Annotated in this window: 14 protein-coding genes and 2 tRNA genes; 9 read left to right on the forward strand and 7 right to left on the reverse strand. The window is 67.0% G+C overall.

Features of this window, described 5'->3' with window-relative positions; translation table 11 throughout:
- Positions 1-348: 348 nt before the first annotated feature.
- Positions 349-3,819, reverse strand: a complete 3,471-nt coding sequence (locus EC839_RS20820) for a PAS domain-containing hybrid sensor histidine kinase/response regulator (protein WP_007159076.1) — start codon at positions 3,817-3,819, stop codon at positions 349-351.
- Positions 3,820-3,977: 158 nt separating this feature from the next.
- On the opposite strand from EC839_RS20820, the gene EC839_RS20825 reads away from it, so the two are divergent.
- Entirely contained in the window at positions 3,978-4,544 is a 567-nt protein-coding gene (locus EC839_RS20825) for a GNAT family N-acetyltransferase (RefSeq protein WP_007159075.1), read from the forward strand.
- A gap of 186 nt (positions 4,545-4,730) precedes the next feature.
- The gene (locus EC839_RS20830) at positions 4,731-7,187 is read left to right on the forward strand and encodes a bifunctional diguanylate cyclase/phosphodiesterase (RefSeq protein WP_007159074.1); all 2,457 of its coding nucleotides are present in this window, start codon (positions 4,731-4,733) and stop codon (positions 7,185-7,187) included.
- Here EC839_RS20830 and EC839_RS20835 read toward each other — a convergent pair.
- Positions 7,137-8,078 (reverse strand): bile acid:sodium symporter family protein, encoded by a 942-nt coding sequence (locus tag EC839_RS20835; protein WP_007159073.1) that lies wholly within the window; start codon positions 8,076-8,078, stop codon positions 7,137-7,139. The two genes, EC839_RS20830 and EC839_RS20835, sit on opposite strands and share 51 nt — an antisense overlap.
- 60 nt (positions 8,079-8,138) lie before the next feature.
- The gene (gene rdgC, locus EC839_RS20840) at positions 8,139-9,059 is read right to left on the reverse strand and encodes a recombination-associated protein RdgC (protein ID WP_007159072.1); all 921 of its coding nucleotides are present in this window, start codon (positions 9,057-9,059) and stop codon (positions 8,139-8,141) included.
- Between the two features lie 210 nt (positions 9,060-9,269).
- Between rdgC and EC839_RS20845 the strand changes: the two genes are divergently transcribed.
- Positions 9,270-9,345: transfer RNA gene (locus tag EC839_RS20845), tRNA-Val, on the forward strand.
- A gap of 13 nt (positions 9,346-9,358) precedes the next feature.
- Positions 9,359-9,435 (forward strand) — tRNA-Asp (locus tag EC839_RS20850).
- 48 nt (positions 9,436-9,483) lie between these two features.
- On the opposite strand, the gene EC839_RS24240 is transcribed toward EC839_RS20850, so the two are convergent.
- Complete coding sequence (locus tag EC839_RS24240; protein WP_157998789.1) at positions 9,484-9,630, reverse strand: hypothetical protein; 147 nt, start codon at positions 9,628-9,630, stop codon at positions 9,484-9,486.
- Positions 9,631-9,703: 73 nt separating this feature from the next.
- Entirely contained in the window at positions 9,704-12,733 is a 3,030-nt protein-coding gene (locus EC839_RS20855) for an FAD-binding and (Fe-S)-binding domain-containing protein (protein WP_039975418.1), read from the reverse strand.
- A gap of 151 nt (positions 12,734-12,884) precedes the next feature.
- On the opposite strand from EC839_RS20855, the gene EC839_RS20860 reads away from it, so the two are divergent.
- Positions 12,885-13,790: a LysR substrate-binding domain-containing protein gene (locus EC839_RS20860; protein ID WP_007159070.1), complete on the forward strand. Its 906-nt coding sequence runs from the start codon at positions 12,885-12,887 to the stop codon at positions 13,788-13,790.
- Positions 13,787-14,494 (forward strand): GntR family transcriptional regulator, encoded by a 708-nt coding sequence (locus EC839_RS20865; RefSeq protein WP_007159069.1) that lies wholly within the window; start codon positions 13,787-13,789, stop codon positions 14,492-14,494. The genes EC839_RS20860 and EC839_RS20865 overlap by 4 nt, the downstream gene beginning before the upstream one ends.
- A 63-nt stretch (positions 14,495-14,557) precedes the next feature.
- Here the strand turns inward: EC839_RS20865 and EC839_RS20870 are convergent, their stop codons facing one another.
- The gene (locus tag EC839_RS20870) at positions 14,558-15,511 is read right to left on the reverse strand and encodes a PDR/VanB family oxidoreductase (RefSeq protein ID WP_007159068.1); all 954 of its coding nucleotides are present in this window, start codon (positions 15,509-15,511) and stop codon (positions 14,558-14,560) included.
- A gap of 10 nt (positions 15,512-15,521) precedes the next feature.
- A complete protein-coding gene (locus tag EC839_RS20875) occupies positions 15,522-16,580 on the reverse strand; it encodes an aromatic ring-hydroxylating dioxygenase subunit alpha (protein WP_007159067.1) in 1,059 nt (352 codons plus the stop codon).
- Positions 16,581-16,968: 388 nt separating this feature from the next.
- Between EC839_RS20875 and EC839_RS20880 the strand changes: the two genes are divergently transcribed.
- The 3 genes from EC839_RS20880 to EC839_RS20890 all read left to right on the forward strand — a co-directional run bounded on the left by EC839_RS20880 (position 16,969) and on the right by EC839_RS20890 (position 20,747).
- Complete coding sequence (locus EC839_RS20880; protein WP_007159066.1) at positions 16,969-18,312, forward strand: MFS transporter; 1,344 nt, start codon at positions 16,969-16,971, stop codon at positions 18,310-18,312.
- 106 nt (positions 18,313-18,418) lie between these two features.
- Entirely contained in the window at positions 18,419-19,249 is an 831-nt protein-coding gene (locus tag EC839_RS20885; RefSeq protein ID WP_007159065.1) for a p-hydroxycinnamoyl CoA hydratase/lyase, read from the forward strand.
- A gap of 49 nt (positions 19,250-19,298) precedes the next feature.
- On the forward strand, positions 19,299-20,747 hold the full coding sequence (locus EC839_RS20890; RefSeq protein ID WP_007159064.1) for an aldehyde dehydrogenase: 1,449 nt from the start codon (positions 19,299-19,301) through the stop codon (positions 20,745-20,747).
- Positions 20,748-20,774: the final 27 nt, after the last annotated feature.

The following is a 20,774-nucleotide window of genomic DNA, read 5'->3' on the forward strand; positions in this document are numbered from 1 at the left end:
ACTTGACAATTGTGCGACGGCTGATAGGTCTCCGTTGGTCATTTTCATCCGGAGTTGTGCACAAGTTGTGCTAGCGCTTGTCAAGCCCTCTTTCGCCCGGAGTTTTGCCTGCCGGAAATCCTGCATTTAAATTAAGTTGTTGATTATGTTGAACTTATTAAAGTGATTAAAAAATGATCAACTTGTTCGAGGAGCCCGCAGAGCAAGGCTCCGGGTTCTTTTCCACCATGTTTTCAACAAAGTTATCAACAGAAGCTGTGGATTGTTCCGTCTCGCTGGGCCTCGGCAACCTTAATCGACGCTGAACGAAAGACCGGTCGGCAGCGTGCTCAGCCGCCTCGGTTTCGCTCAACCGGACAAGGCCAGTTGACGGCTCAGCAGGGCGCGCAGCGAAGCCGGCTTCACCGGCTTGGGCAGGAAGTCCAGGCGCGCCTGGCGCACCTTGTCCAGGCATTCCGGGCGGCCATCGGCACTGATGACGATGCCGGGGATGTCCTGGCCCAGGGTCTGGCGAATCCATTCGGCGACATCTGGGCCGGTGTCGGCATCGCTCAGGTGGTAGTCGACGATGAGCAGTCGCGGCACCACGCCCTGGGCGAGCAGGGCCGCGCACTCCTCGCGGCTGCGTGCGGTCCAGACCTGGCAGCCCCAGCGGCCCAGCAGGCTGCGCAGGCCGAGCAGGATGCTGTCTTCGTTGTCGATGCACAGCACCGGATCGCCGGCCAGGGGCTGGGCCGCCTCGCTGGCGGCTGCGGCCTGGATGGCCAGGGCGGGCGCCAGGGGGACCTTGACGCTGAAGACGCTGCCATGGCCCGGCCAGGAGCGTACCGAGAGTTCATGACCGAGCACCCGGCAGAGGCGGTCGGCGATCGCCAGGCCGAGGCCCAGGCCCTTTTCCGCGCGGGTCTGGTGGCTGTCCAGCCGCTTGAATTCCTCGAAGATCAGCTCCAGCTTGTCCGCCGGGATGCCGGGGCCGCTGTCCCAGACTTCCAGGCTCACGTGATGGCCCTGGCGGCGCACGCCGAGCAATACCCGGCCGTGGGCGTATCTCAGGGCGTTGGTGAGGAAATTCTGCAGCACCCGGCGCAGCAGCTTGCTGTCGCTGTTGACCACCAGGCGGCTGCTGCGGATGCGCAGGCTGGTGCCCTGGTTCTGCGCCAGGGCCTTGAATTCGACGCCCAGGGCTTCGAACAGGGTGGCCAGGGAGAAGGGCGCCGGCGCCGCCAGGATGCGCCCGTTCTCCAGCCGCGAGATATCCAACAGATCGGCGATCAGGTCTTCGCTGGATCTGAGGGCACTGTCCATGTTGCGCACCAGCTCCTGGGCTTCCTTGGCCAAGCCGTCCTGGTGGGCGAGGGCGGCGGTGAACAGGCGCGCGGCGCTCAGGGGTTGCATCAGGTCATGGCTGACCGCGGTGAGAAAACGACTCTTGGACTGGTTGGCCGCTTCGGCGTGAGCCTTGGCTTCCTCCAGGGCCTGGTTGAGCTGGGACAGTTCGCGGGTGCGTTCCTCGACACGCTGCTCCAGGCCCTCGTTGGCTTCGCGCAGGGCGCGTTCGGCCTCGCGGAAGGCGGTGATGTCGGTAAAGCTCATCACGAAACCGCGTCCGGGCATGGGGCTGCCGATCAGCTCGATCACCCGGCCATTGGGAAAGGTCCGCTCCGAGGTGTGGGGAATGCCCTGGCGCATCCGCTCCACCCGGCGCGCCACGTGCTCGTCGGGATCGCCCGGGCCACAGAGGCCGCGCAGGGCGTTGTAGCGGATGATCTCGGCGATGGGGCGACCGACCTGGATCATGCCGTCGGGATAGTCGAACAGCTCCAGGTAACGCTGGTTCCAGGCCACCAGGCGCAGCGACTGGTCGACCACGCTGAGGCCCTGGGAGATGTTCTCGATGGCGCCCTGCAGTAGCGCCCGGTTGAATTCCAGCACCTCCGAGGCTTCGTCGGCGATGCGCACCACGTCGTCGACCTGCATGTCGCGGCCTTCGATGGCAGCCTTGACCACCGCGCGGGCGGAAGAGGCACCGATCACCCCGGCCAGCAGCCGCTCGGTCTGGGCGATCCATTCGCTGTTGGCGTTCATCCCGGGGTGATAGGTCAGGCCGCTCTGCTCGGCGAAGCGGCTGAAGCTCAGGCGGGCGCGCTCGTCGCCGACGAAACGCGCCGCGAGCAGCCGCAGGTCTTCCAGCTTGACCGCCAGCAGGGCGCGATTGCGCGGTCGGGGCAGGGCGTACTGGGCGATGAAGCGCCCGGCCTGCCAGTATTCCGAGACCCGGGTGCGCGAGAGCAGCGACACCAGGGCGAACAGCAGGAAGTTGCCGGCCAGGGAGACCAGGGCGCCGACGGTGGTCGGTTGCAGCGTCCGCTCCCCCGCGGGCTGCTCGAACCAGGCGAGGCCGGGAAAGGCCTCCAGCGACCATTGCAGACTGGTGGCCACCACCGGCAGCACCATCAGATAGCCCCAGAGCAGGGCTCCGGCGGTGAGACCGGCAAAGACGCCGCGGCGATTGGCGGCCTTCCAGAACAGCGCCCCAACCATGGCCGGTCCGAGCTGGGCGATGGCGGCGAAGGCGATCTGGCCGATGGTGGCCAGGCTGGCATTGGAGCCCAGCAGGCGATAGCTGCAATAGGCCAGGACCAGGATGACCACGATGCTGGCGCGGCGCACCGTGAGCATCCAGTGGCTGAACACCGCATGGGGACTCTCGACCTGACCGCGGCGCTTGAGCAGCCAGGGCAGCACGATGTCGTTGGAGATCATGGTGGAGAGGGCGACGCAGGCGACGATCACCATGCCGGTGGCCGCCGAGGCGCCGCCCAGAAAGGCCAGCAGGGCCAGCCAGGGACGCTCCTGGGCCAGCGGCAGGCTGATGACGAAGGAGTCCGGCAGCACACCGCCGGGCAGGTGCAACTGGCCGGCCAGGGCGATGGGGATGACGAACAGCGCGGCCAGCGCCAGATAGAGCGGAAACACCCAGCGCGCCAGGTTGACGTCCCGGGTGTCGGTGTTTTCCACCACGGTGACGTGGAACTGGCGCGGCAGGCACATCACGGCGATGAAGGCCACGCCGGTCTGGATCAGCAGCCCCGGCCAGTCCAGGGTTTCGCGCCAGTATTCCTGCAGTTGCGGCGCCTGCTGCGAGCGCGTGAGCAGATCGGTGAAGCCATCGTGCAGGCCATAGGTGACCCAGAGGCCGACGGCGATGAAGGCGGCGAGTTTGACCAGGGATTCGAAGGCGATCGCCAGCATCATGCCGCGGTGGTGCTCGGTGACGTCCAGGTTGCGGGTGCCGAACAGGATGGCGAAGACCGCCAGCACCAGGGAGACGAACAGCGCGGTATCCTGGGCCCGGGTGCTCAGGGACTCGGCATTGATGCCGGTCAGCAGGTTGACGCCGATGACGATGCCCTTGAGCTGCAGCGCCAGGTACGGCAGGACGCCGACCAGGCAGATCAGCGCGACGACGATGGCCAGCGTCTGCGACTTGCCATAGCGGGAGGCGATGAAGTCGGCGATGGAGGTGATGTTTTCCTTCTTGCTGATCAGCACCATCTTCTTTACCAGTTGCGGCGCCAGCAGCAGGAAGAGGATGGGTCCCAGGTAGATGGGCAGAAAGGACCAGAGCTGGTCGGCGGCCTGGCCGACCGCGCCGAAGAAGGTCCAGCTGGTGCAGTAGACGGCCAGCGACAGGCTGTAGACCCAGGCCCGCAGGCGCGGCCTGAGTGGGGGCCGGCGATCGCCATAGAAGGCGATGGCGAACAGCAGGGCCAGATAGCCGAGGGTAACGGTGATGATCAGTCCGCTGGGCAGGGACATGGCGACTCCAGACATTCCAGGCGCCCATCGCGCCCGGACAAAGTGTCGCACCTTGGGGTGCCAGACGTCAGTTCTGGTGCGTTGGGGGATGCCAGTGGGTTGAGCCGGGCGGCCGGCCCTGTTAGGTTGGCGGGCTGATTCAAGAGCGAGAGACCGTCATGTTCCAAGCGCAGCCCATTTCCCTACAACGTGGTGCGCTGCGCCTGGACCCCCTGGCGGAAGGCGACGTGCTGGAGCTGGTCAGCCTGGCCGAGCGCAATCGCGAAGCGCTGCACTACCTGAGCGGGCCCCTGCGTCCGGACTGGTATCGCCAGGCCCTGGCCGAGCAGCGCGAAGGACGCGCCTTGCCCTTCGCCGTGCGCGTCGCCGACCGGCTGGTGGGCACCACCCGTTTCGCCGACTTCCTGCCGGCGCTGCCCGCCGCCGAGATCGGCTGGACCTGGCTCGACAGCGAGCAGCATGGCAGCGGACTCAACGGCAACATTAAGTACCTGATGCTGCGCCATGCCTTCGAGCATTGGCAGCTGGTGCGGGTGCAGCTCAAGACGGCGGCGACCAATCTCCGGTCCCAGGCCGCCATCGAGAAGCTGGGGGCGGTCCGCGAAGGCCTGCTGCGCCATCACCGGCGGCTGGCCGACGGACGTCTGGACGACACCGTGATGTACAGCATCACCGATCGCGAATGGCCCGAGGTGAAGGCGCGTCTGGAGGGGTCCTTCAACTAGCGGTGGTTCCTCGACTACCGTTCGTCGGCAGCCGCCGGCAGCGGTAGGGCGGCACCCCGTCTACGTCGCTTATCCGGCGCCGGTAATCCAGCGTAGCTGTCTTCCCGGGCCAACAGTTTTCCGCAAAACGGCCGACATGCCTGCTCAATGGCAAGAATTCGCCCGTCTCCTTTTGCGGATCGCTGTATGTCTTCACTGTCGTCTTCATCTGCGCTGCGCACACTGCGGGTCGTCTGGCCCTTCGTCATTATCCTGTCCTGCCAGGCGCTGGTCGCCATCGTCAGCCTGCAGCTGCTATCGACGGTACGCGCCTATGTCTCGGCGGAAAGCCTTTGGAGCAAGAGTCTGGGCAATGCGCTGCTGTCCGTAGGTGCCTATCTGGACGAAGGGCGGACCGAGGCCTATCAGGAGTACTTGGCTTCGATCAGCGTCAACGAGCTTGATCGCCTGGCGCGCGAGGAACTGGATAGTGGGGGTAGCCCCGCCGAAGCGGCGCGGCTACTGCGCCTGGCTGGCAACAGTCCCGACGATATCGACGGCCTCATCAGACTTTTTTTATGGGCACGCCACATCGAGCCCTTCGAGGGCGTGATCGCGCGTTGGCAGGCTACCGATCCTTTCATGGACGAGTTTCAGGCGCTAGCACGTACCAGCTTTCAGCTGATCAAGCTGCAGGGGCCGGGGCCGGCCCTGATGCCCCTGAAACGGCAACTGCTGGACCTGCATGATCGGATGATGCCGGAAACGGTGGCCTTTTCGGAGCGCCTGGGGGTGGCGTCCCGCCAGCTGGTGGCGGCCCTGTTCATCGCCAACGTCCTGGTCGGCGCCTTGCTGGTGCTTTTGGCCATCTGGCGGATGCACAGCCTGGTGCAGCAGCGCTGGCGCTCCGAGCAGGCGCTGCAGGCCGAAAAGGAACATATCCAGGTCATCCTGGCGTCCCTCGGCGATGCGGTACTGGCACTGAATGCCCAGGGGCGGCTGCTCTATCACAACCCGGCGGCGGAGCGGCTGCTGGCGCGGCCGGGGCTGGCCGCGGGCACGCCGGTTACCCACCTGTTCGACATCCAGACCGAGGACCAGCCGGCGTCGACCCAGCCGCTGGCCGAGCGCCTGCGCAGCCAGGACTGGCTGGCGGGCGACGAGCCCCAGGCGCACCAGCTGGTACGCGTCGACGGCACCCGGGTGCCGGTGGCCCTGACGGTGACCACGCTGCCGCGGGACGAATCCGGCACCGGGGTGGTGCTGGTGATGCACGACCAGACCCGCGAGCGCGCCTTTCTGCACGATCTGGCCTGGCAGGCCAGTCACGATGCCCTCACCGGGCTGGTCAATCGCCGCGAATTCGAGACCCGTCTGGAGCGCCTGCTGGCCCGCGAGGACCTGGCCTGTGCCTCGTTGCTGTTCATCGATCTGGATCAGTTCAAGATCGTCAACGACACCTCAGGCCATTTCCATGGCGATCGCCTGTTGCGCCAGCTGTGCGAATTGCTCGGTCAGCAGCTGGGCGAGGACGATTGCCTGGCACGCCTGGGCGGCGATGAATTCGGCGTGCTGCTGGAAAACCGCACGCCCACGCAGGTCGAGGCGGTCGCCGAGCGCCTGCGCTGCTGCGTGGGTAGCCTGCAATTCGAAGCGGCCGGACAGGGCTTTCGCGTCGGCCTGAGCATTGGTGTGGTGCACCTGGGAGGCCAGGCCCTGGCGCCCGAGGAGGCGCTGCGCCTGGCCGATCTGGCCTGCTACGCGGCCAAGGACAAGGGGCGCAATCGCATCCAGGTCTTTGCCCCGGGCGATGTGGAGCTGGATCAGCGCCATGGCGAGATGGCCTGGGTGCAGCGCCTGCACCGGGCGCTGGCCGAGGACAGGTTTCGGCTATATGTCCAGCCGATCCTGGGACTGGGCCGGGAGACCGTCGCCGATCGCCACGTGGAGGTGCTGATGCGGCTGGAAGAGGGTGAGCGGCTGATCGCGCCGGGCGCCTTCATCCCGGCCGCGGAGCGCTATGGCCTGATGCCGGATCTGGATCGCTGGGTGATCGCCGCGGCGCTGGCGCGCTTCGCCGAGCTGCCCGACGGGCTGCTCGACACCCTGGCCATCAACCTGTCCGGACATTCGCTGGGCGAGGCGGGTCTGGCCGATTTCGTCAGGCAGCAGCTGCAGCGCTGGCAGATCGCGCCGGCGCGCATCTGCTTCGAGATCACCGAGACCAGCGCCGTGGCCAATCTGGATGCGGCGCGGTTGTTCATGGACGAATTGCGTGGCCTGGGGGTGAGATTCTCGCTGGACGACTTCGGCGCCGGGATGTCGTCCTTCACCTACCTCAAGCACCTGCCGGTGGACTACCTGAAGATCGACGGCAGCTTTGTCCGCCACCTGCTGGAAGACGCCGTGGACAGCGCCATGGTCGAGGCGATCAACCAGCTGGGCCATCTCACCGGCAAGAAGACCATCGCCGAATTCGCCGAGAACCCCGCGGTGGTGGCGGCGCTGGCCGCCCTGGGGGTCGACTATGCCCAGGGCTACGGCATCGCACGGCCGCAGCCCTTTACCGAGGACACCTGCCAGGCGCTGGTCCGGCAGGTGTGGCACGAGGCTTCAGGGGCGCGCGTCGTCGTCCTTGAAGCGGCGGAAGAGGGTGGCCAGTAGCGCCCCGGAGATGTTGTGCCAGACGCTGAACAGGGCGCTGGGTACCGCGGCCAGCGGCGAAAAGTGTGCCGTCGCAAGGGCGGCGCCGAGTCCGGAATTCTGCATGCCCACCTCCAGTGCCAGGGACTTGCGCTGGGCCACTGGCAGCTTGCAGAACTTGCCGGTGAGATAGCCGAGCAGGAAGCCGAAGCCGTTGTGCAGGATCACCACCGCCATGATCAGCAGGCCGGATTCGGCGATGCGCGCCTGGCTGGCGGCCACCACCGCAGCGACGATCACCACGATGCTCACCACCGAAGCCAGCGGCAGCACCTCGACCAGGGCGCTGACGCGATGACCGAGCAGGCGCTGGGCGATGAGCCCCAGGGCGATGGGTAGCAGCACCACCTGCAGGATCGACCAGAACAGCCCGCCAAAGGAGATCGGCAGCCAGGTGGAGGCCAGCAGCCAGATCAGCGCCGGGGTCAGCAGCGGCGCGAGCAGGGTGGTCACCGCGGCGATGGCGACCGACAGCGCCAGGTCGCCCTTGGCCAGCCAGGTCATGACGTTGGACGCCGTGCCGCTGGGGCAGCAGCCGACCAGGATGACGCCCACGGCGATCTCCGGCGGCAGATGGAACAGCTGACAGAGCGCCCAGGCCACGCCCGGCATGATGACGAAGTGCGCCACCACCCCCAGCAGCACCCGCCAGGGGTGACGGCCGACCGCGGCGAAATCCTCGACCTTGAGCGTCAGGCCCATGCCGAACATGATTACCCCCAGCAGCGGCACGATGGCCACGCTCAGCGGCTTGAACACCGCGGGAGCGAAGAACGCCAGCAGGGCGGCGAGCAGCACCCAGAAGGCGAAGGTATTGCCGACGAAGCGGCTGAAGGCGGCCAGGGCACGCATGGCAAACTCCTTTTTCAATAGGCAGAAAAAAGGCCGGTCTGCGCCGGCCTTGAGGTGAGCTTAGAGCCCCTGGGGCAACTCTTCACCACCCAGGGCTTCGATCAGCTGTGGCAGGAATTCCGCCAGGGTCATCATCATCAGCACGAAACTGGCGTCCTGCTGGCCGAGGGCGTCTTCGCCGCCGTCCTGTTCGGCCTGGTCCTGCAGGAGGTCCTCGAACTTCAGGCGCTTGATGGTGACCTTGTCGTCCAGCAGCAGGGCCAGCTTGTCCTGCCAGGCCAGGGCCAGCTTGGTGACCAGCTTGCCGGCGCCCAGGTGGTTCTGGATCTCTTCGCTGGTCAGGTCCTGACCCTTGCAGCGCACCACGCCGCCGTCTTCGCCGGCATCGCGCAGTTCGCACTCGTCGAGGATGTAGAGGCCATGGGTGGCGTCACCGGCCTTGACCCAGTCGGTGAAGGTGGCCATCGGCGCCTGCTTGACGCCCAGCGGGCGGACCGGCAGCGAGCCCAGGGCATCGCGCAGAGTGGAGAGCAGGTCCTCGGCGCGCTTGGCGCTGGAGGCGTCGACCAGGATCCAGCCCTGCTTGGGATCGATGGCGGCATAGGTGGTCTGGCGCCGGATGAAGGCGCGCGGCAGGAAGGCCTGGACAATCTCGTCCTTGATCTGCTCCTTCTCCTTCTTGTAGACCTTGCGCATCTGCTGGTTTTCGATCTCGTCGACCTTTTCCTGCACGGCTTCCTTGACCACGCTGCTGGGCAGGATGCGTTCTTCCTTGCGCGCGGCGATCAGGAAGAAGCCCTGGCTTTCGTGCACCAGCGGCAGGTCCGGGCCCTTGCCGAAGGGGGCGACGAATCCATAGGTGGACAATTCCTGGCTGGCGCAGGGACGAGCCGGCTTGGCGGCGAGGGCGGCTTCGAGGGCTTCGGTCTCGAAGGCGACTTCCTGGGTGAGACGGTAGACGAGCAGATTACGGAACCACATGGTGTCACTCCCAAAAACGAAGCGCGCATTATCCGCGTCGCCCGCCCCGGAGGCCAACCCCGGATCGCGATGGTCGTCGGGAATGCGCGCTTTCTTAGGTGCGCGGGAGGGCAGCGCTAAGCCTTTGGAAGTGCTGGGAAAATTTTTTTGAAAAAGGGGTTGCCAGGTCGTAAACCCCTCCGTAGAATGCGCCCCACTTCGAGAGCAAACGGGTGATTAGCTCAGCTGGGAGAGCATCTGCCTTACAAGCAGAGGGTCGGCGGTTCGATCCCGTCATCACCCACCACTCGAGGTAATGCGCAGCGGTAGTTCAGTCGGTTAGAATACCGGCCTGTCACGCCGGGGGTCGCGGGTTCGAGTCCCGTCCGCTGCGCCATTCAAAGGTTGTCTGGTCCTGAACGCCAGCAACTATCGAGAAGCGGCCCTAGTGGCCGCTTTTTCGTTTGGGCGCGATTTTTCTGGTCGGGCTTTCTCGGGTTTTCCCTTTTTTATGTAGATTGCCTGGGTCGAGGGTTTGCCCGTCGGCCTGATCGCCCGCGGGTGGAAAACGCTGCGCGTTAATCGCGGCCATGGGCCGCTCCTACAGGGTGTCATGCGCTTGTAGGAGCGGCCCATGGCCGCGATAGGTGAGGCAAGGTGCGAACTCAACCCCTCACCGCATCCAGCACCGCTTCCAGCGGATGGCGCAGGCGACGGTCATCGATGCGCTTGACCTGACTGCGGCAGGAGTAGCCGGTGGCCAGGGCTTCGCCCTGTTCCGCAGGGACGGCCACGGCGCGGGCCCAGGACTGGTCGTAGATCACTTTGGAGGTCGCCAGGTTGCGTGCCTCGTGGCCATAGGTGCCGGACATGCCGCAGCAGCCGGTGCTTTCCGGCTTGAGGCCCAGGCCCAGGCGTTCGAACACCTGCTGCCACTGGCTGACGCTGGCCGGGGCGTTGGTCTTCTCGGTGCAATGGCCGAGCAGACGATAGACCTTGTCGCCGACTACCTTCTGCTCTTTCGGCAGCACCTGCAGTAGCCATTCCTGGGGCAGCAGGACCTCGGGCATCCGGGCGATGCCGGGGACCTTGGCGTATTCCTGGCGATAGACCAGGGTCATGGCCGGATCGAGGCCGACCAGCTTGACGCCGAAGCCGGCCAGGCTGGCGAGTTGGGCGGCGTTGCGCCGTGCGGTGCGCTCGAAGGCGCCGAGAAAACCCTGCACCTGCAGCGGCTTGCCGTTGGCGCGATAGGGCGCAAGGAACACCCGCTGGCCCAGCCGGGCCGCCAGTTCGAGAAAGGCGGCGGTGAGCGGCGTCTCGAAGTAGCGGGTGAAGGCATCCTGTACCACCACTACGGTCCTGGCGCGCTCGTCCTCGCTCAGCGCCAGCAGCCGCTCCGGCGTGGCGATCTGCACCTGCCATCGATGCATGACCGGCACCAGGTCGAAGCGGCTGAGCAGGGGGCTGTCGACCATGCCGATGCGCTCGGCGAACAGCTGCTGGATCGGCGTGGCGCCCATGACGGCGTTGTAGAGGCCCGGGGCGCGGGCGAACAGCGGCAGGCTGAATTCCAGGGAGCCGATCAGGTAGTCGCGGACGGGGCGCAGATAGCGACGGTGATAGAGCTCGAGAAAGCGTGAGCGGAATTCCGGCACATTGACCTTGATCGGGCATTGGCCTGCGCAGGACTTGCACGCCAGGCAGCCGGCCATGGCGTCATAGACCTCGTGGGAGAAGTCCGCCTCGGCCTGGCGGCCATTGCGCCAGCGCTGCGGCAGGGCCTTGAGCCAGTTCAACGCACCGCGCGGCGCCGGGGCCAGGACATCGATGCCGGCCTGGCCCTGCAGGCGCAGCCATTCGCGGATCAGGGCGGCGCGGCCCTTGGGCGAATGGATGCGCTGGCGGGTGGCCTTCCAGGACGGACACATGGCGTCGTCGGGATCGTAGTTGTAGCAGGCGCCGTTGCCGTTGCAGTGCATGGCGGTGCCGTAGCTCTGCCAGACGCGCTCGTCGAGGGTGCGGTCCAGCTCGCCTCTCAGGGTCACGCCATCAACCTTGAGCAACTCGGCGCCGCTGGCGAGCGGGGTGGCGATCTTGCCCGGATTGAGCTGGTTGTGCGGATCGAAGGCGCCCTTGAGCGCCTGCAGGGCTGGATAGAGATCACCAAAGAAGGCCGGCGCGTATTCCGAGCGCACGCCCTTGCCGTGTTCGCCCCAGAGCAGGCCGCCGTATTTCTGCGTCAGGGCGGCCACCTGGTCGGAGATCGGCCGGACCAGCGCCGCCTGGCGCGGGTCCTTGAGATCCAGCGCCGGACGCACGTGCAGCACCCCGGCGTCGACGTGGCCGAACATGCCGTATTCCAGGTTGTGGCCGTCGAGCAGGGCGCGGAATTCGGCGATGAAGTCGGCCAGCCGCTCGGGCGGTACCGCGGTGTCTTCGACGAAGGGCTGCGGGCGGATCTCGCCCTGGACGTTGCCCAGAAGGCCCACCGCGCGCTTGCGCATGGTGTAGACCCGGGTCACGGCGTTGCGGCCGACGGCCAGGGTGTGGCCGAGGCGCTCGACGGTAGGGTCCTGGCGCAGGTGCTCGAGGAAGCCCTGGACGCGGGCATCCACTTCCTCGGGATCGTCGCCGCTGAATTCCACCAGGTTGATGCCCAGGGTGGGACGCGCGACGTCCTCGGGGAAGTATTCCGCCACGCTGTGCCAGACGATGTCCTGCATGGCCAGCAGGAGCACCTTGGAATCCACCGTCTCGATGGACAGCGGCTTGAGTTCGATCAGGGCGCGGGCGTCGCGCAGGGCGTCCATGAAGCTGGCGTAGCGGACGTTGACCAGCACCGAATACTTGGGAATCGGCAGGACATTGAGTTTGGCCTCGGCGATAAAGGCCAGGGAGCCCTCGGCGCCGCATAGCACGCTGTTGAGGTTGAAGCGGCCGTCCGCCTCGATCAGGTGCGCCAGGTCATAGCCGGTCAGGCAGCGATTGAGCTTGGGAAAGCGCGCCTCTATCAGTTCGGCCTGCTGCTCGGCAATGTCCCGCGCGCAGCGATAGACGGCGCCGGTGCGGTCGTCACGGGCGCAGAGGGCGTCCAGCTCGGCGTTGTCCACCGGGCGACTCTGCAGGCGCTCGCCGCCGATCAGGTAGGCATCCAGCTCCAGCACGTGGTTGCGGGTCTTGCCGTAGGTCACGCTGCCCTGGCCGCTGGCGTCGGTGTTGATCATGCCGCCGATGGTGGCGCGGTTGGAGGTGGACAGCTCCGGGGCGAAGAACAGGCCGTGGGGCCGGAGCGCCGCGTTGAGCTGATCCTTGACCACGCCTGCTTGCACCCGCACCCAGCCCTCCGCGACGTTGATCTCGATGATCTGGTTCAGGTGGCGGGAGAGGTCGACCACGATGCCGTCGGTCAGGGACTGGCCGTTGGTGCCGGTGCCGCCGCCGCGCGGGGTCAGGACCACGCCCTGGAAGCGCGACTCGCCCATCAGCTGGGCCAGGCGCTGGACGTCGGCGCTGTCCTTGGGAAAGACCGCCGCCTGGGGCAGGCGCTGGTAGATGGAGTTGTCGGTGGCCATGACCGTGCGGCTGGCATGGTCCAGCGCGATCTCGCCCTGGAAGCCGCTGGCGGTGAGGGTGGTCAGGAAGTCGGTGTAGGCGGCGGCGAGGGGCGCCGGGGCCGGCAGGCGGGCGATCATGTTCATCAGGCGTGCTCTCTGGCGGCGGACGGCGGTTTCCTTCAGCGAGCGAAGGAATGGCGTCGACCTTTTCTGGCTATAGTAGGCATTCTCACCACAGCGCGGCGGCGCCACAACCGAAGATTCCGCCGCCTATGCCGGAAGATCCTGAATGAATCACCGTCGCCTGACGCCCTCCATGTCGCTGCTGCTGGCTTTCGAGGCGGCGGCGCGCCACGAGAGCTATACCCGGGCGGCCGAGGAGCTGTCGCTGACCCAGAGCGCCGTCGGTCGCCAGGTGCAGGCCCTGGAACAGTTGCTGGGATTGACGCTGTTTCGCCGCGAGGGGCGGCAGATCGTCCTTACCGATGTCGGTCGCGCCTACAGTCGCGAGCTGGGCCTGGCCCTGGGGCAGATCCGCAGCGCCACCCTGCAGGCCATGGCCTTCGCCTCCGGCCAGGGCACCCTACGCCTGGCGGTGCTGCCGACCTTTGGTTCCAAGTGGCTGCTGCCGCGTCTGGGCGACTTCTATGCCGCCCACCCCGGCATGCTGGTGCACCTGCATTCGCGCATCCAGGCGGTGGACTTCGCCGCCAGCGAGATCGACGCCGCCATCAGCGTCGGCAGCGGGGACTGGCCGGGGCTCCGTGCCCATCCGCTGCAAGCCGAGCATCTGGTGGTGATCGCCAGCCCGGCGATCCTGGCGGAATTGCCGGACGCCACGCCTGCCACCCTGGCCGACCAACTGCTGCTGGGCGTGGCCAACAATCCCCAGGCCTGGGGCGAGTGGTTCCGGCATCACGAGCTGCCGCATCGGGCGATGCGGCCGGGGCCGAGTTTCGAGCTGACCTCGCACCTGATCCAGGCGGTACGCGCCGGCATCGGCATCGGCCTGGTGCCGCGGGTACTGGTGGAAGACGAACTGGCCCAGGGCGAGTTGCTGGCCTGTGGGCCGGCGCTGGTCAGTCGCCGCAGCTATTACCTGGTCTATCCGCCACGCAACGAGGGGCTGCCGTCGCTGCAGGCCTTTCGGCAGTGGCTGCTGGCCGAGATCAATGAAGGAGAGGGACAGCCATGAGCAAGCCGGGACAGCGGGTACTGGCCGCGCTGCGGCAGATGATCCTGTCCGGCGAACTGGGCGCGGGTGAGCGCCTGGCGGAGATTCCCACCGCCGAACGCTTCGCCGTGTCGCGCATGCCGGTGCGCCTGGCCCTGCGCACCCTGGCCGAGGAAGGCCTGCTGGAGCGCAGCGGTGCCCGCGGCTATCAGGTGCGGGCGCTGACCGGTGCCGATCTGGAGGGTGCCGTGGAAGTGCGCGGGGTGCTGGAAGGTCTGGCCGCGCGTCAGGCCGCCGAGCGTGGCCTGGACGCGCCGACGCGCGCCCGGCTGGAAGACTGCCTTCGCCGGGGCGATCTGCTGTTCGCCAAGGGGCATGTGCTGCTGGAGGATCTGGAGGAGTACCACGATCTCAACCGGGCCTTTCACCAGGCCATCGTCGCGGCGAGCGGCAATCCGGCCATCGGCCTGGCCCTGGGCCGCCACGAGCATCTGCCCTTCGCCTCGGTGAGCGCCCTGGCGGTGGATGCCGACAATCTCGAGCGCGAATACCGCCGCTTCAACTTCGCCCATCTGCAGCACCATGCGGTCTTCGATGCCCTGGTGCGCGGCCAGGGCGCCCGTGCCGAGGGCATCATGCGCGAGCACGCCCAGGCGACCCTTGGCTATGCACGCTGGTTTGGTGGGGAAGAGGGGGAGGCGGGGGCGGTGAAGGTGTTGGTGTAGGGCGGTTCCCTCACCCCGGCCCTCTCCCAGGGGGAGAGAGGGAGGCTAGGTGGGCTCGGGTCGTTAGAGATCCAGCACCAGCCGCTCGCCCTTGGCGCGGGAGCAGCAGGGGGTGAAGCGATCGTTGGCGGCGTGCTCGGCCGCGGAGAGAAAGAGGTCGCGGTGCTCGGGTTCGCCGTCAAGCACCGGCGTCAGGCAGGTGCCGCAGAGGCCCTGGCCACAGGACACCGGCAGAACGACCCCCATATCGGCCAGGACCTCGACCACGCTGCGTTCGGCCGGTACCTGCACGCGGCGCCCACTGCGCGCCAGTTCCACCTCGAAGGGGCGCTGCTCGCCCTGGGCGGCGGGATCGGCGGCGAAGTATTCGCGGTGGATCTGGCCGGGTTGCCAGCCCTGGGCCTGGGCGGCGTCCACCACCGCGGCCATGAAGCCGGCCGGACCGCAGACATAGAGATGGTCGTCCGGTGCTGCCGGGCCGAGCAGGTGCTGGAAGTTGGGTCTCAGCGCAGGATCGTGCTGGTCGAAGTGCACCCTGACCTGCTCGGCATAGGGCCGCGCCTTGAGCCAGGGGATGAAGGCCGCGTGTTCGCGGTCGCGCACCAGGTAGCGCAGGGTGAAACGCGCGCCCTGCCGATAGAGCTGTTCGGCCATGGCCAGGAGGGGGGTGATGCCGATGCCTCCGGCCAGCAGCTGGGTGCGGCGTGCGCTCGGCACAAGGGCGAACAGATTGCGCGGCTCGCTGACCTGCAGGCGATCGCCTACCTGGAGGCGGTGCATGGCCTGGGAGCCGCCGCGGGAGTCGGGGACGAGCAGCACGGCGATGCGATAGCGGGTCGGGGCGGGTTCGGGCGTGGCGCACAGCGAATAGTGGCGCAGCAGGCCGTCGCCCAGGGCGATCTCCAGATGGGCGCCAGCGGCGAAGCCGGGCAGGGGGCCGCCGTCGGCGCGGGCCAGGTCGAAGGCCAGGATGGTGGGCGCCTCGCGCTGCACGGCGGTGACGATCAGGTCGAGCATGGGAGGTCTCCTAGGCGATCTGCCGGACCGGGATGCCGGTGGCGGCCTGTTCGGCAGCCAGCAGGCGGTCGATGATCTGCCGCGACTGCACGCCGCCGGCGTCGATGTTGAGCTTGAGCAGGCCGCGCTCGGGATAGCGCAGGAGGTTCTGCTGCTGGCGTTCGAGCATCTCCAGGTCTTCGCCGAAGATCTTACCCTGGCCCTCGCGGATGCTGGCGGTGAGCTCGGCATCGTCCGGCTTGAAGTTGCGCGCCATGCCCCAGAAGTACCAGATGGAGGTCTCGGTCTCAGGGGTGATGAAGTCCACCACCACGCTGGCGGCCTTGACCGCCGCCGGGGCGTCGTAGCCGCCATGACCGGCATGGGCCACTCCTACCTCGATCATGACGTGGCTGGGCGGGGTGAAGCGGCAGATCTGCCAGCGATCCACCGGGACGTCATCGGCCAGGCCGTTGCCGCGCAGGGCCATGCGCCAGAAGGGCGGGGCGGAGATGTTTTCCATGTGCCGGCTGGTGATGACCTCGTCGCCTTCGACGCGGGTGGCCGGCGGCGCCTCGTCGATCTCCTTCTGGCCGATGCTGGAGGCGTGGACATAGGTCTCGTGGGTGAGATCCATGAGATTGTCGATCATCAGCCGGTAGTCGCACTGGATGTGATAGAGGCCGCCACCATAGGCCCAGTCCGGGCTCTCGGCCCATTCCAGGTGGGGGATCAGCGTGGGATCGGCCTTGGCCTGGTCGCCCGGCCAGACCCAGACGAAGCCGTGCCGCTCGACGGCGGCATAGGGGCGCACCGCGGGAAAGACGCCGACCCGCTGCCCCGGCATGCCCAGGGTCTTGCCGCCGCAGCCCATCTCCAGGCCGTGATAGCCGCAGACCAGGGTGCCGTCGCGGACGAAGCCCAGGGACAGCGGCGCGCCGCGGTGGGGGCAGAAGTCTTCCAGGGCCACCACCTGGCCCTTGGCGTCACGATAGAAGACCAGGGGTTCGCCACAGATCTGGCGGCCCAGGGGCTTGTCCTGCACTTCGTCGGGGGTGCAGGCGACGTACCAGGCGTTCTTCGGGTACATGAATGGGACCTCTTGTTGTTGTCTATTGGATCCAATAATCGATTGAGGTCTTTAGGGGTGTCAATGCGGCTGCCAGGTCGTCAAGGGCGATTGCTGCTCGATAATCGCCCATTAAATGACTTAAGATCAGGGCGTTTGAGGAACGGAATGGCCTTGATTGGCTGGCCTTTTCCGCTTGCAGGCGGCTGTCGGATCCTAGGCGGGCAGGGCCTGGCCAACCGCAAGCATCTTGTAGATTGGATCCATCTTTGCCAGCCTCATTGCGCTGCGATTCCCAACAACAAGAACCAAGGATGCTCGCCATGTCAGTACGTCTCGCCGTCTTTCCATTCAACTGCGGGAGCGCCATGCTCCGTCTCCAGGCGCGTGCCGCCTGTGGAGGTGCGCAATGAGCGATCTGCGCGAGATCGTCGACCAGGGTCCCATGCGCGGTTTCCAGTATCTGGCGGTACTGGTCTGCATCCTGCTCAACATGATTGATGGCTTCGACGTACTGGTGATGGCCTTTACCGCGGCCTCGGTATCCCGCGAATGGGGCCTTTCCGGCTCCCAGGTCGGCCTGTTGCTCAGCGCCGGTCTGGTGGGGATGGCCCTTGGTTCGCTGCTGCTGGCACCGCTGGCCGACCGCTGGGGACGGCGGAGACTGATCCTGGCCTGCCTGCTGCTCTCGGGTGTAGGCATGTTGCTGTCGGCGCTGGCCGGATCCCCGCTGCAACTGGCCATGTTGCGCGGGCTGACCGGGCTGGGTGTAGGCGGCGTGCTGGCCAGCAGCAACGTGATCGCCAGTGAATACTCGGCGCGGCGCTGGCGTGGCCTGGCGGTCAGCCTGCAGGGCATGGGCTATGCGCTGGGTGCCACCCTGGGTGGCTTGCTGGCGGTCTGGCTGCTGTCGCACTGGGGCTGGCGCGCGGTCTTTTGCGCGGGTGGCCTGATCACCCTGGGCGCCATACCACTGGTGCTCCTTGGCCTGCCGGAATCGCTGGATTTTCTGCTCACCCGGCGACCGGTCGGCGCGCTGGAGCGGGTTAACCGGCTGGCCAGACGCCTGGGGCAGCCTGAGCTCGCTGCGCTGCCACCGCAGGTGGCAAGCCCCGTTGCCGGCGGCACCGTTGGCCGGCTGCTGGCACCGGCCTTGCGGCGGACCACCCTGCTGGTGTGGACGCTGTTCTTCCTGGCCATGTTCGGCTTCTACTTCATCATGAGCTGGACGCCCAAGCTGCTGACCAGCCTCGGGCTTTCCGAGCAGCAGGGGGTGGCCGGTGGCGTGCTGCTGAGCGTGGGCGGCATCTTTGGCGCCGCCCTGGTGGGCCTGCTGTTCGCCCGCCTGCCACTTTCCAGGGCGCTGGGCGGCTTCATGCTGACTACCGCGCTGCTGCTGGTGGCCTTCGCCCATATGGGCAGTTCCTACCTGGGCGCCTTGACCATGGGGCTGCTGATCGGGCTCTTCGCCAATGGCTGCGTCGCCGGACTCTATGCACTGCCGGCACTGGCCTATGCCGCCGAGGTGCGCGCTACCGGGGTGGGCTGGGGCATAGGTATCGGTCGCCTGGGCGCCATTCTCTCGCCGGTGGTGGCAGGACTGCTCCTCGATAACGGGTGGCCGCCGCTGCGGTTGTACCTGGTCTTTGCCGGGGTCTTCGTCGCAGCAGGGCTGCTGCTCCTGCTGACCCGCCCCGAAGGACGGCCGACGTCGGCGGGTTTGAGCCTGTCCGCGGGCAAGGCGCTGGGCTAGCCGCTTTTGGCAGGGTCATCGTTTTGCCAAAAATAGTTAATTGACTTAACTAATTCCCTGGCGTAGCTTCAGCTCCATACCCACCCAACAACAAGAGGCACACGCCATGGGCAGTTACGACGGACGCTGGCAGACGGTCAAAGTGGACATCGAGGACGGTATCGCCTGGGTGACGCTCAATCGTCCCGAAAAACGCAATGCCATGAGCCCCACCCTCAACCGCGAGATGGTTGAGGTGCTGGAGACCCTGGAGCAGGATGCCAGCGCCGGCGTGTTGGTGCTGACTGGTGCCGGCGAGGCTTGGACCGCGGGCATGGATCTCAAGGAATACTTCCGCGAGACCGACGCCGGCCCGGAGATCCTGCAGGAAAAGATCCGCCGCGAGGCCTCCCAGTGGCAGTGGAAGCTGTTGCGCATGTACGCCAAGCCGACCATCGCCATGGTCAACGGCTGGTGCTTCGGTGGCGGCTTCAGTCCGCTGGTGGCTTGCGACCTGGCCATCACCGCCGACGAGGCCACCTTCGGCCTGTCCGAGATCAACTGGGGCATCCCGCCGGGTAACCTGGTGAGCAAGGCCCTGGCCGACACCGTGGGCCATCGCACCGCCCTCTACTATGTGATGACAGGCAAGACCTTCAGCGGTCCCGAGGCCGCGGCCATGGGCCTGGTCAACCAGAGCGTGCCGCGCGATCAGTTGCGCGAGGTCACCACCGCCCTGGCCCGCGAGCTGCTGGACAAGAATCCGGTGGTGCTGCGCGCGGCCAAGGTTGGCTTCAAGCGCTGCCGCGAACTGACCTGGGAGCAGAACGAGGATTACCTCTACGCCAAGCTCGACCAGTCGCGCCTGCAGGATCCGGAAGGCGGTCGCGAGCAGGGCATGAAGCAGTTCCTCGACGACAAGAGCATCAAGCCCGGTCTGCAGACCTACAAGCGCTGATCGACAGCATCCACAGTCGTTACCCACAAGCACAACAAGAGGCAACGTCATGGTCGAAGTTTCCCTGCTCATCGGCGGCGCCAGCCGCCCGGCCGGCGACGGTCGCAGCTATCAGCGTTGCCATCCGGTGACTGGCGCGGTGGTCTCCACGGTGGCCGCCGCCACCCTGGACGATGCCGACGCCGCGGTGGCCGCGGCCCAGGCCGCCTTTCCCGCCTGGGCCGCGTTGCCACCGGGCGAGCGCCGCCGCCGTTTGCTGGCGGCAGCCGATGGCCTGGCCGCGCGCAGTGGCGAATTTGTCGCCCTGGCCGGGGAGACCGGGGCCATGGCCAACTGGTACGGCTTCAATGTCCACCTGGCCGCCAACATGCTGCGCGAGGCGGCGGCCATGACCACCCAGATCCAGGGCGAAGTCATCCCTTCCGACGTTCCCGGCAGCTTCGCCATGGCCTTGCGCCAGCCCTGTGGCGTGGTGCTGGGTATCGCGCCCTGGAACGCGCCGGTGATCCTGGGGACCCGCGCCCTGGCCATGCCCCTGGCCTGCGGCAACACCGTGGTGCTCAAGGCCTCCGAACAGAGTCCGGGCGTGCACCGGCTGATCGGCCAGGTGCTGCAGGACGCCGGGCTGGGCGACGGCGTGGTCAACGTTGTCACTAACGCGCCGGAGGATGCCCCGGCCATCGTCGAACGGCTGATCGCCAACCCGGCGGTGCGGCGGGTCAACTTCACCGGCTCCACCCGGGTCGGTCGCATCGTTGGCGAGCTGTCGGCGCGCCATCTCAAGCCCGCCGTGCTGGAACTGGGCGGCAAGGCGCCGCTGCTGGTGCTGGAAGACGCCGACCTGGATGCCGCGGTCGCCGCGGCAGCCTTTGGCGCCTACTTCAACCAGGGGCAGATCTGCATGTCCACCGAGCGCCTGCTGGTCGACAGCCGCATCGCCGACGCCTTTGTCGAGCGCCTGGCGGCCAAGGTGCGCACCCTCAAGGCGGGTGATCCCAGTGCAGCCGACTCGGTGCTGGGCTCGCTGATCGACGCCAGCGCCGGCACCCGCATCAAGGCCATGATCGACGACGCCGTGGGCAAGGGCGCCCAGCTGGTCTGTGGTGGCCAGCTCGACGGCAGCATCCTCCAGCCGACCCTGCTGGATGGCGTCACCGCCGAGATGCAGCTCTATGCCGAGGAATCCTTCGGACCGGTCGCGGTGGTGATCCGTGCCGAGGGCGACGAAGCCCTGCTGCGCCTGGCCAACGATTCCGAATTCGGTCTCTCGTCCGCCATCTTCAGCCGCGACACCGCCCGCGCCCTGGCGCTGGCCCAGCGGGTGGAGAGCGGCATCTGCCACATCAATGGCCCCACGGTGCACGACGAGGCGCAGATGCCCTTCGGCGGCGTCAAGTCCAGCGGCTACGGCAGCTTCGGTTCGCGCGCCTCCATCGACCACTTCACCCAGTTGCGCTGGGTGACGCTGCAGACGGGGCCACGTCACTACCCGATCTAGCGTCCGCAGTCCCTAGCTCCTGTTGCA

Origin of the sequence: Pseudomonas sp. JUb52 (assembly GCF_004341115.1) — a bacterium.
Taxonomy (GTDB): Bacteria; Pseudomonadota; Gammaproteobacteria; order Pseudomonadales; family Pseudomonadaceae; genus Chryseomonas; species Chryseomonas oryzihabitans.

Coding starts and splice junctions, on each gene's coding strand:
- EC839_RS24240 (WP_157998789.1), bottom strand. CDS start 9,630: ATGGCCGCGATTAACGCGCAGCGTTTTCCACCCGCGGGCGATCAGGCC.
- EC839_RS20820 (WP_007159076.1), bottom strand. CDS start 3,819: ATGTCCCTGCCCAGCGGACTGATCATCACCGTTACCCTCGGCTATCTG.
- EC839_RS20860 (WP_007159070.1), top strand. CDS start 12,885: ATGAATCACCGTCGCCTGACGCCCTCCATGTCGCTGCTGCTGGCTTTC.
- EC839_RS20830 (WP_007159074.1), top strand. CDS start 4,731: ATGTCTTCACTGTCGTCTTCATCTGCGCTGCGCACACTGCGGGTCGTC.
- rdgC (WP_007159072.1), bottom strand. CDS start 9,059: ATGTGGTTCCGTAATCTGCTCGTCTACCGTCTCACCCAGGAAGTCGCC.
- EC839_RS20825 (WP_007159075.1), top strand. CDS start 3,978: ATGTTCCAAGCGCAGCCCATTTCCCTACAACGTGGTGCGCTGCGCCTG.
- EC839_RS20880 (WP_007159066.1), top strand. CDS start 16,969: ATGAGCGATCTGCGCGAGATCGTCGACCAGGGTCCCATGCGCGGTTTC.
- EC839_RS20870 (WP_007159068.1), bottom strand. CDS start 15,511: ATGCTCGACCTGATCGTCACCGCCGTGCAGCGCGAGGCGCCCACCATC.
- EC839_RS20875 (WP_007159067.1), bottom strand. CDS start 16,580: ATGTACCCGAAGAACGCCTGGTACGTCGCCTGCACCCCCGACGAAGTG.
- EC839_RS20855 (WP_039975418.1), bottom strand. CDS start 12,733: ATGATCGCCCGCCTGCCGGCCCCGGCGCCCCTCGCCGCCGCCTACACC.
- EC839_RS20885 (WP_007159065.1), top strand. CDS start 18,419: ATGGGCAGTTACGACGGACGCTGGCAGACGGTCAAAGTGGACATCGAG.
- EC839_RS20835 (WP_007159073.1), bottom strand. CDS start 8,078: ATGCGTGCCCTGGCCGCCTTCAGCCGCTTCGTCGGCAATACCTTCGCC.
- EC839_RS20890 (WP_007159064.1), top strand. CDS start 19,299: ATGGTCGAAGTTTCCCTGCTCATCGGCGGCGCCAGCCGCCCGGCCGGC.
- EC839_RS20865 (WP_007159069.1), top strand. CDS start 13,787: ATGAGCAAGCCGGGACAGCGGGTACTGGCCGCGCTGCGGCAGATGATC.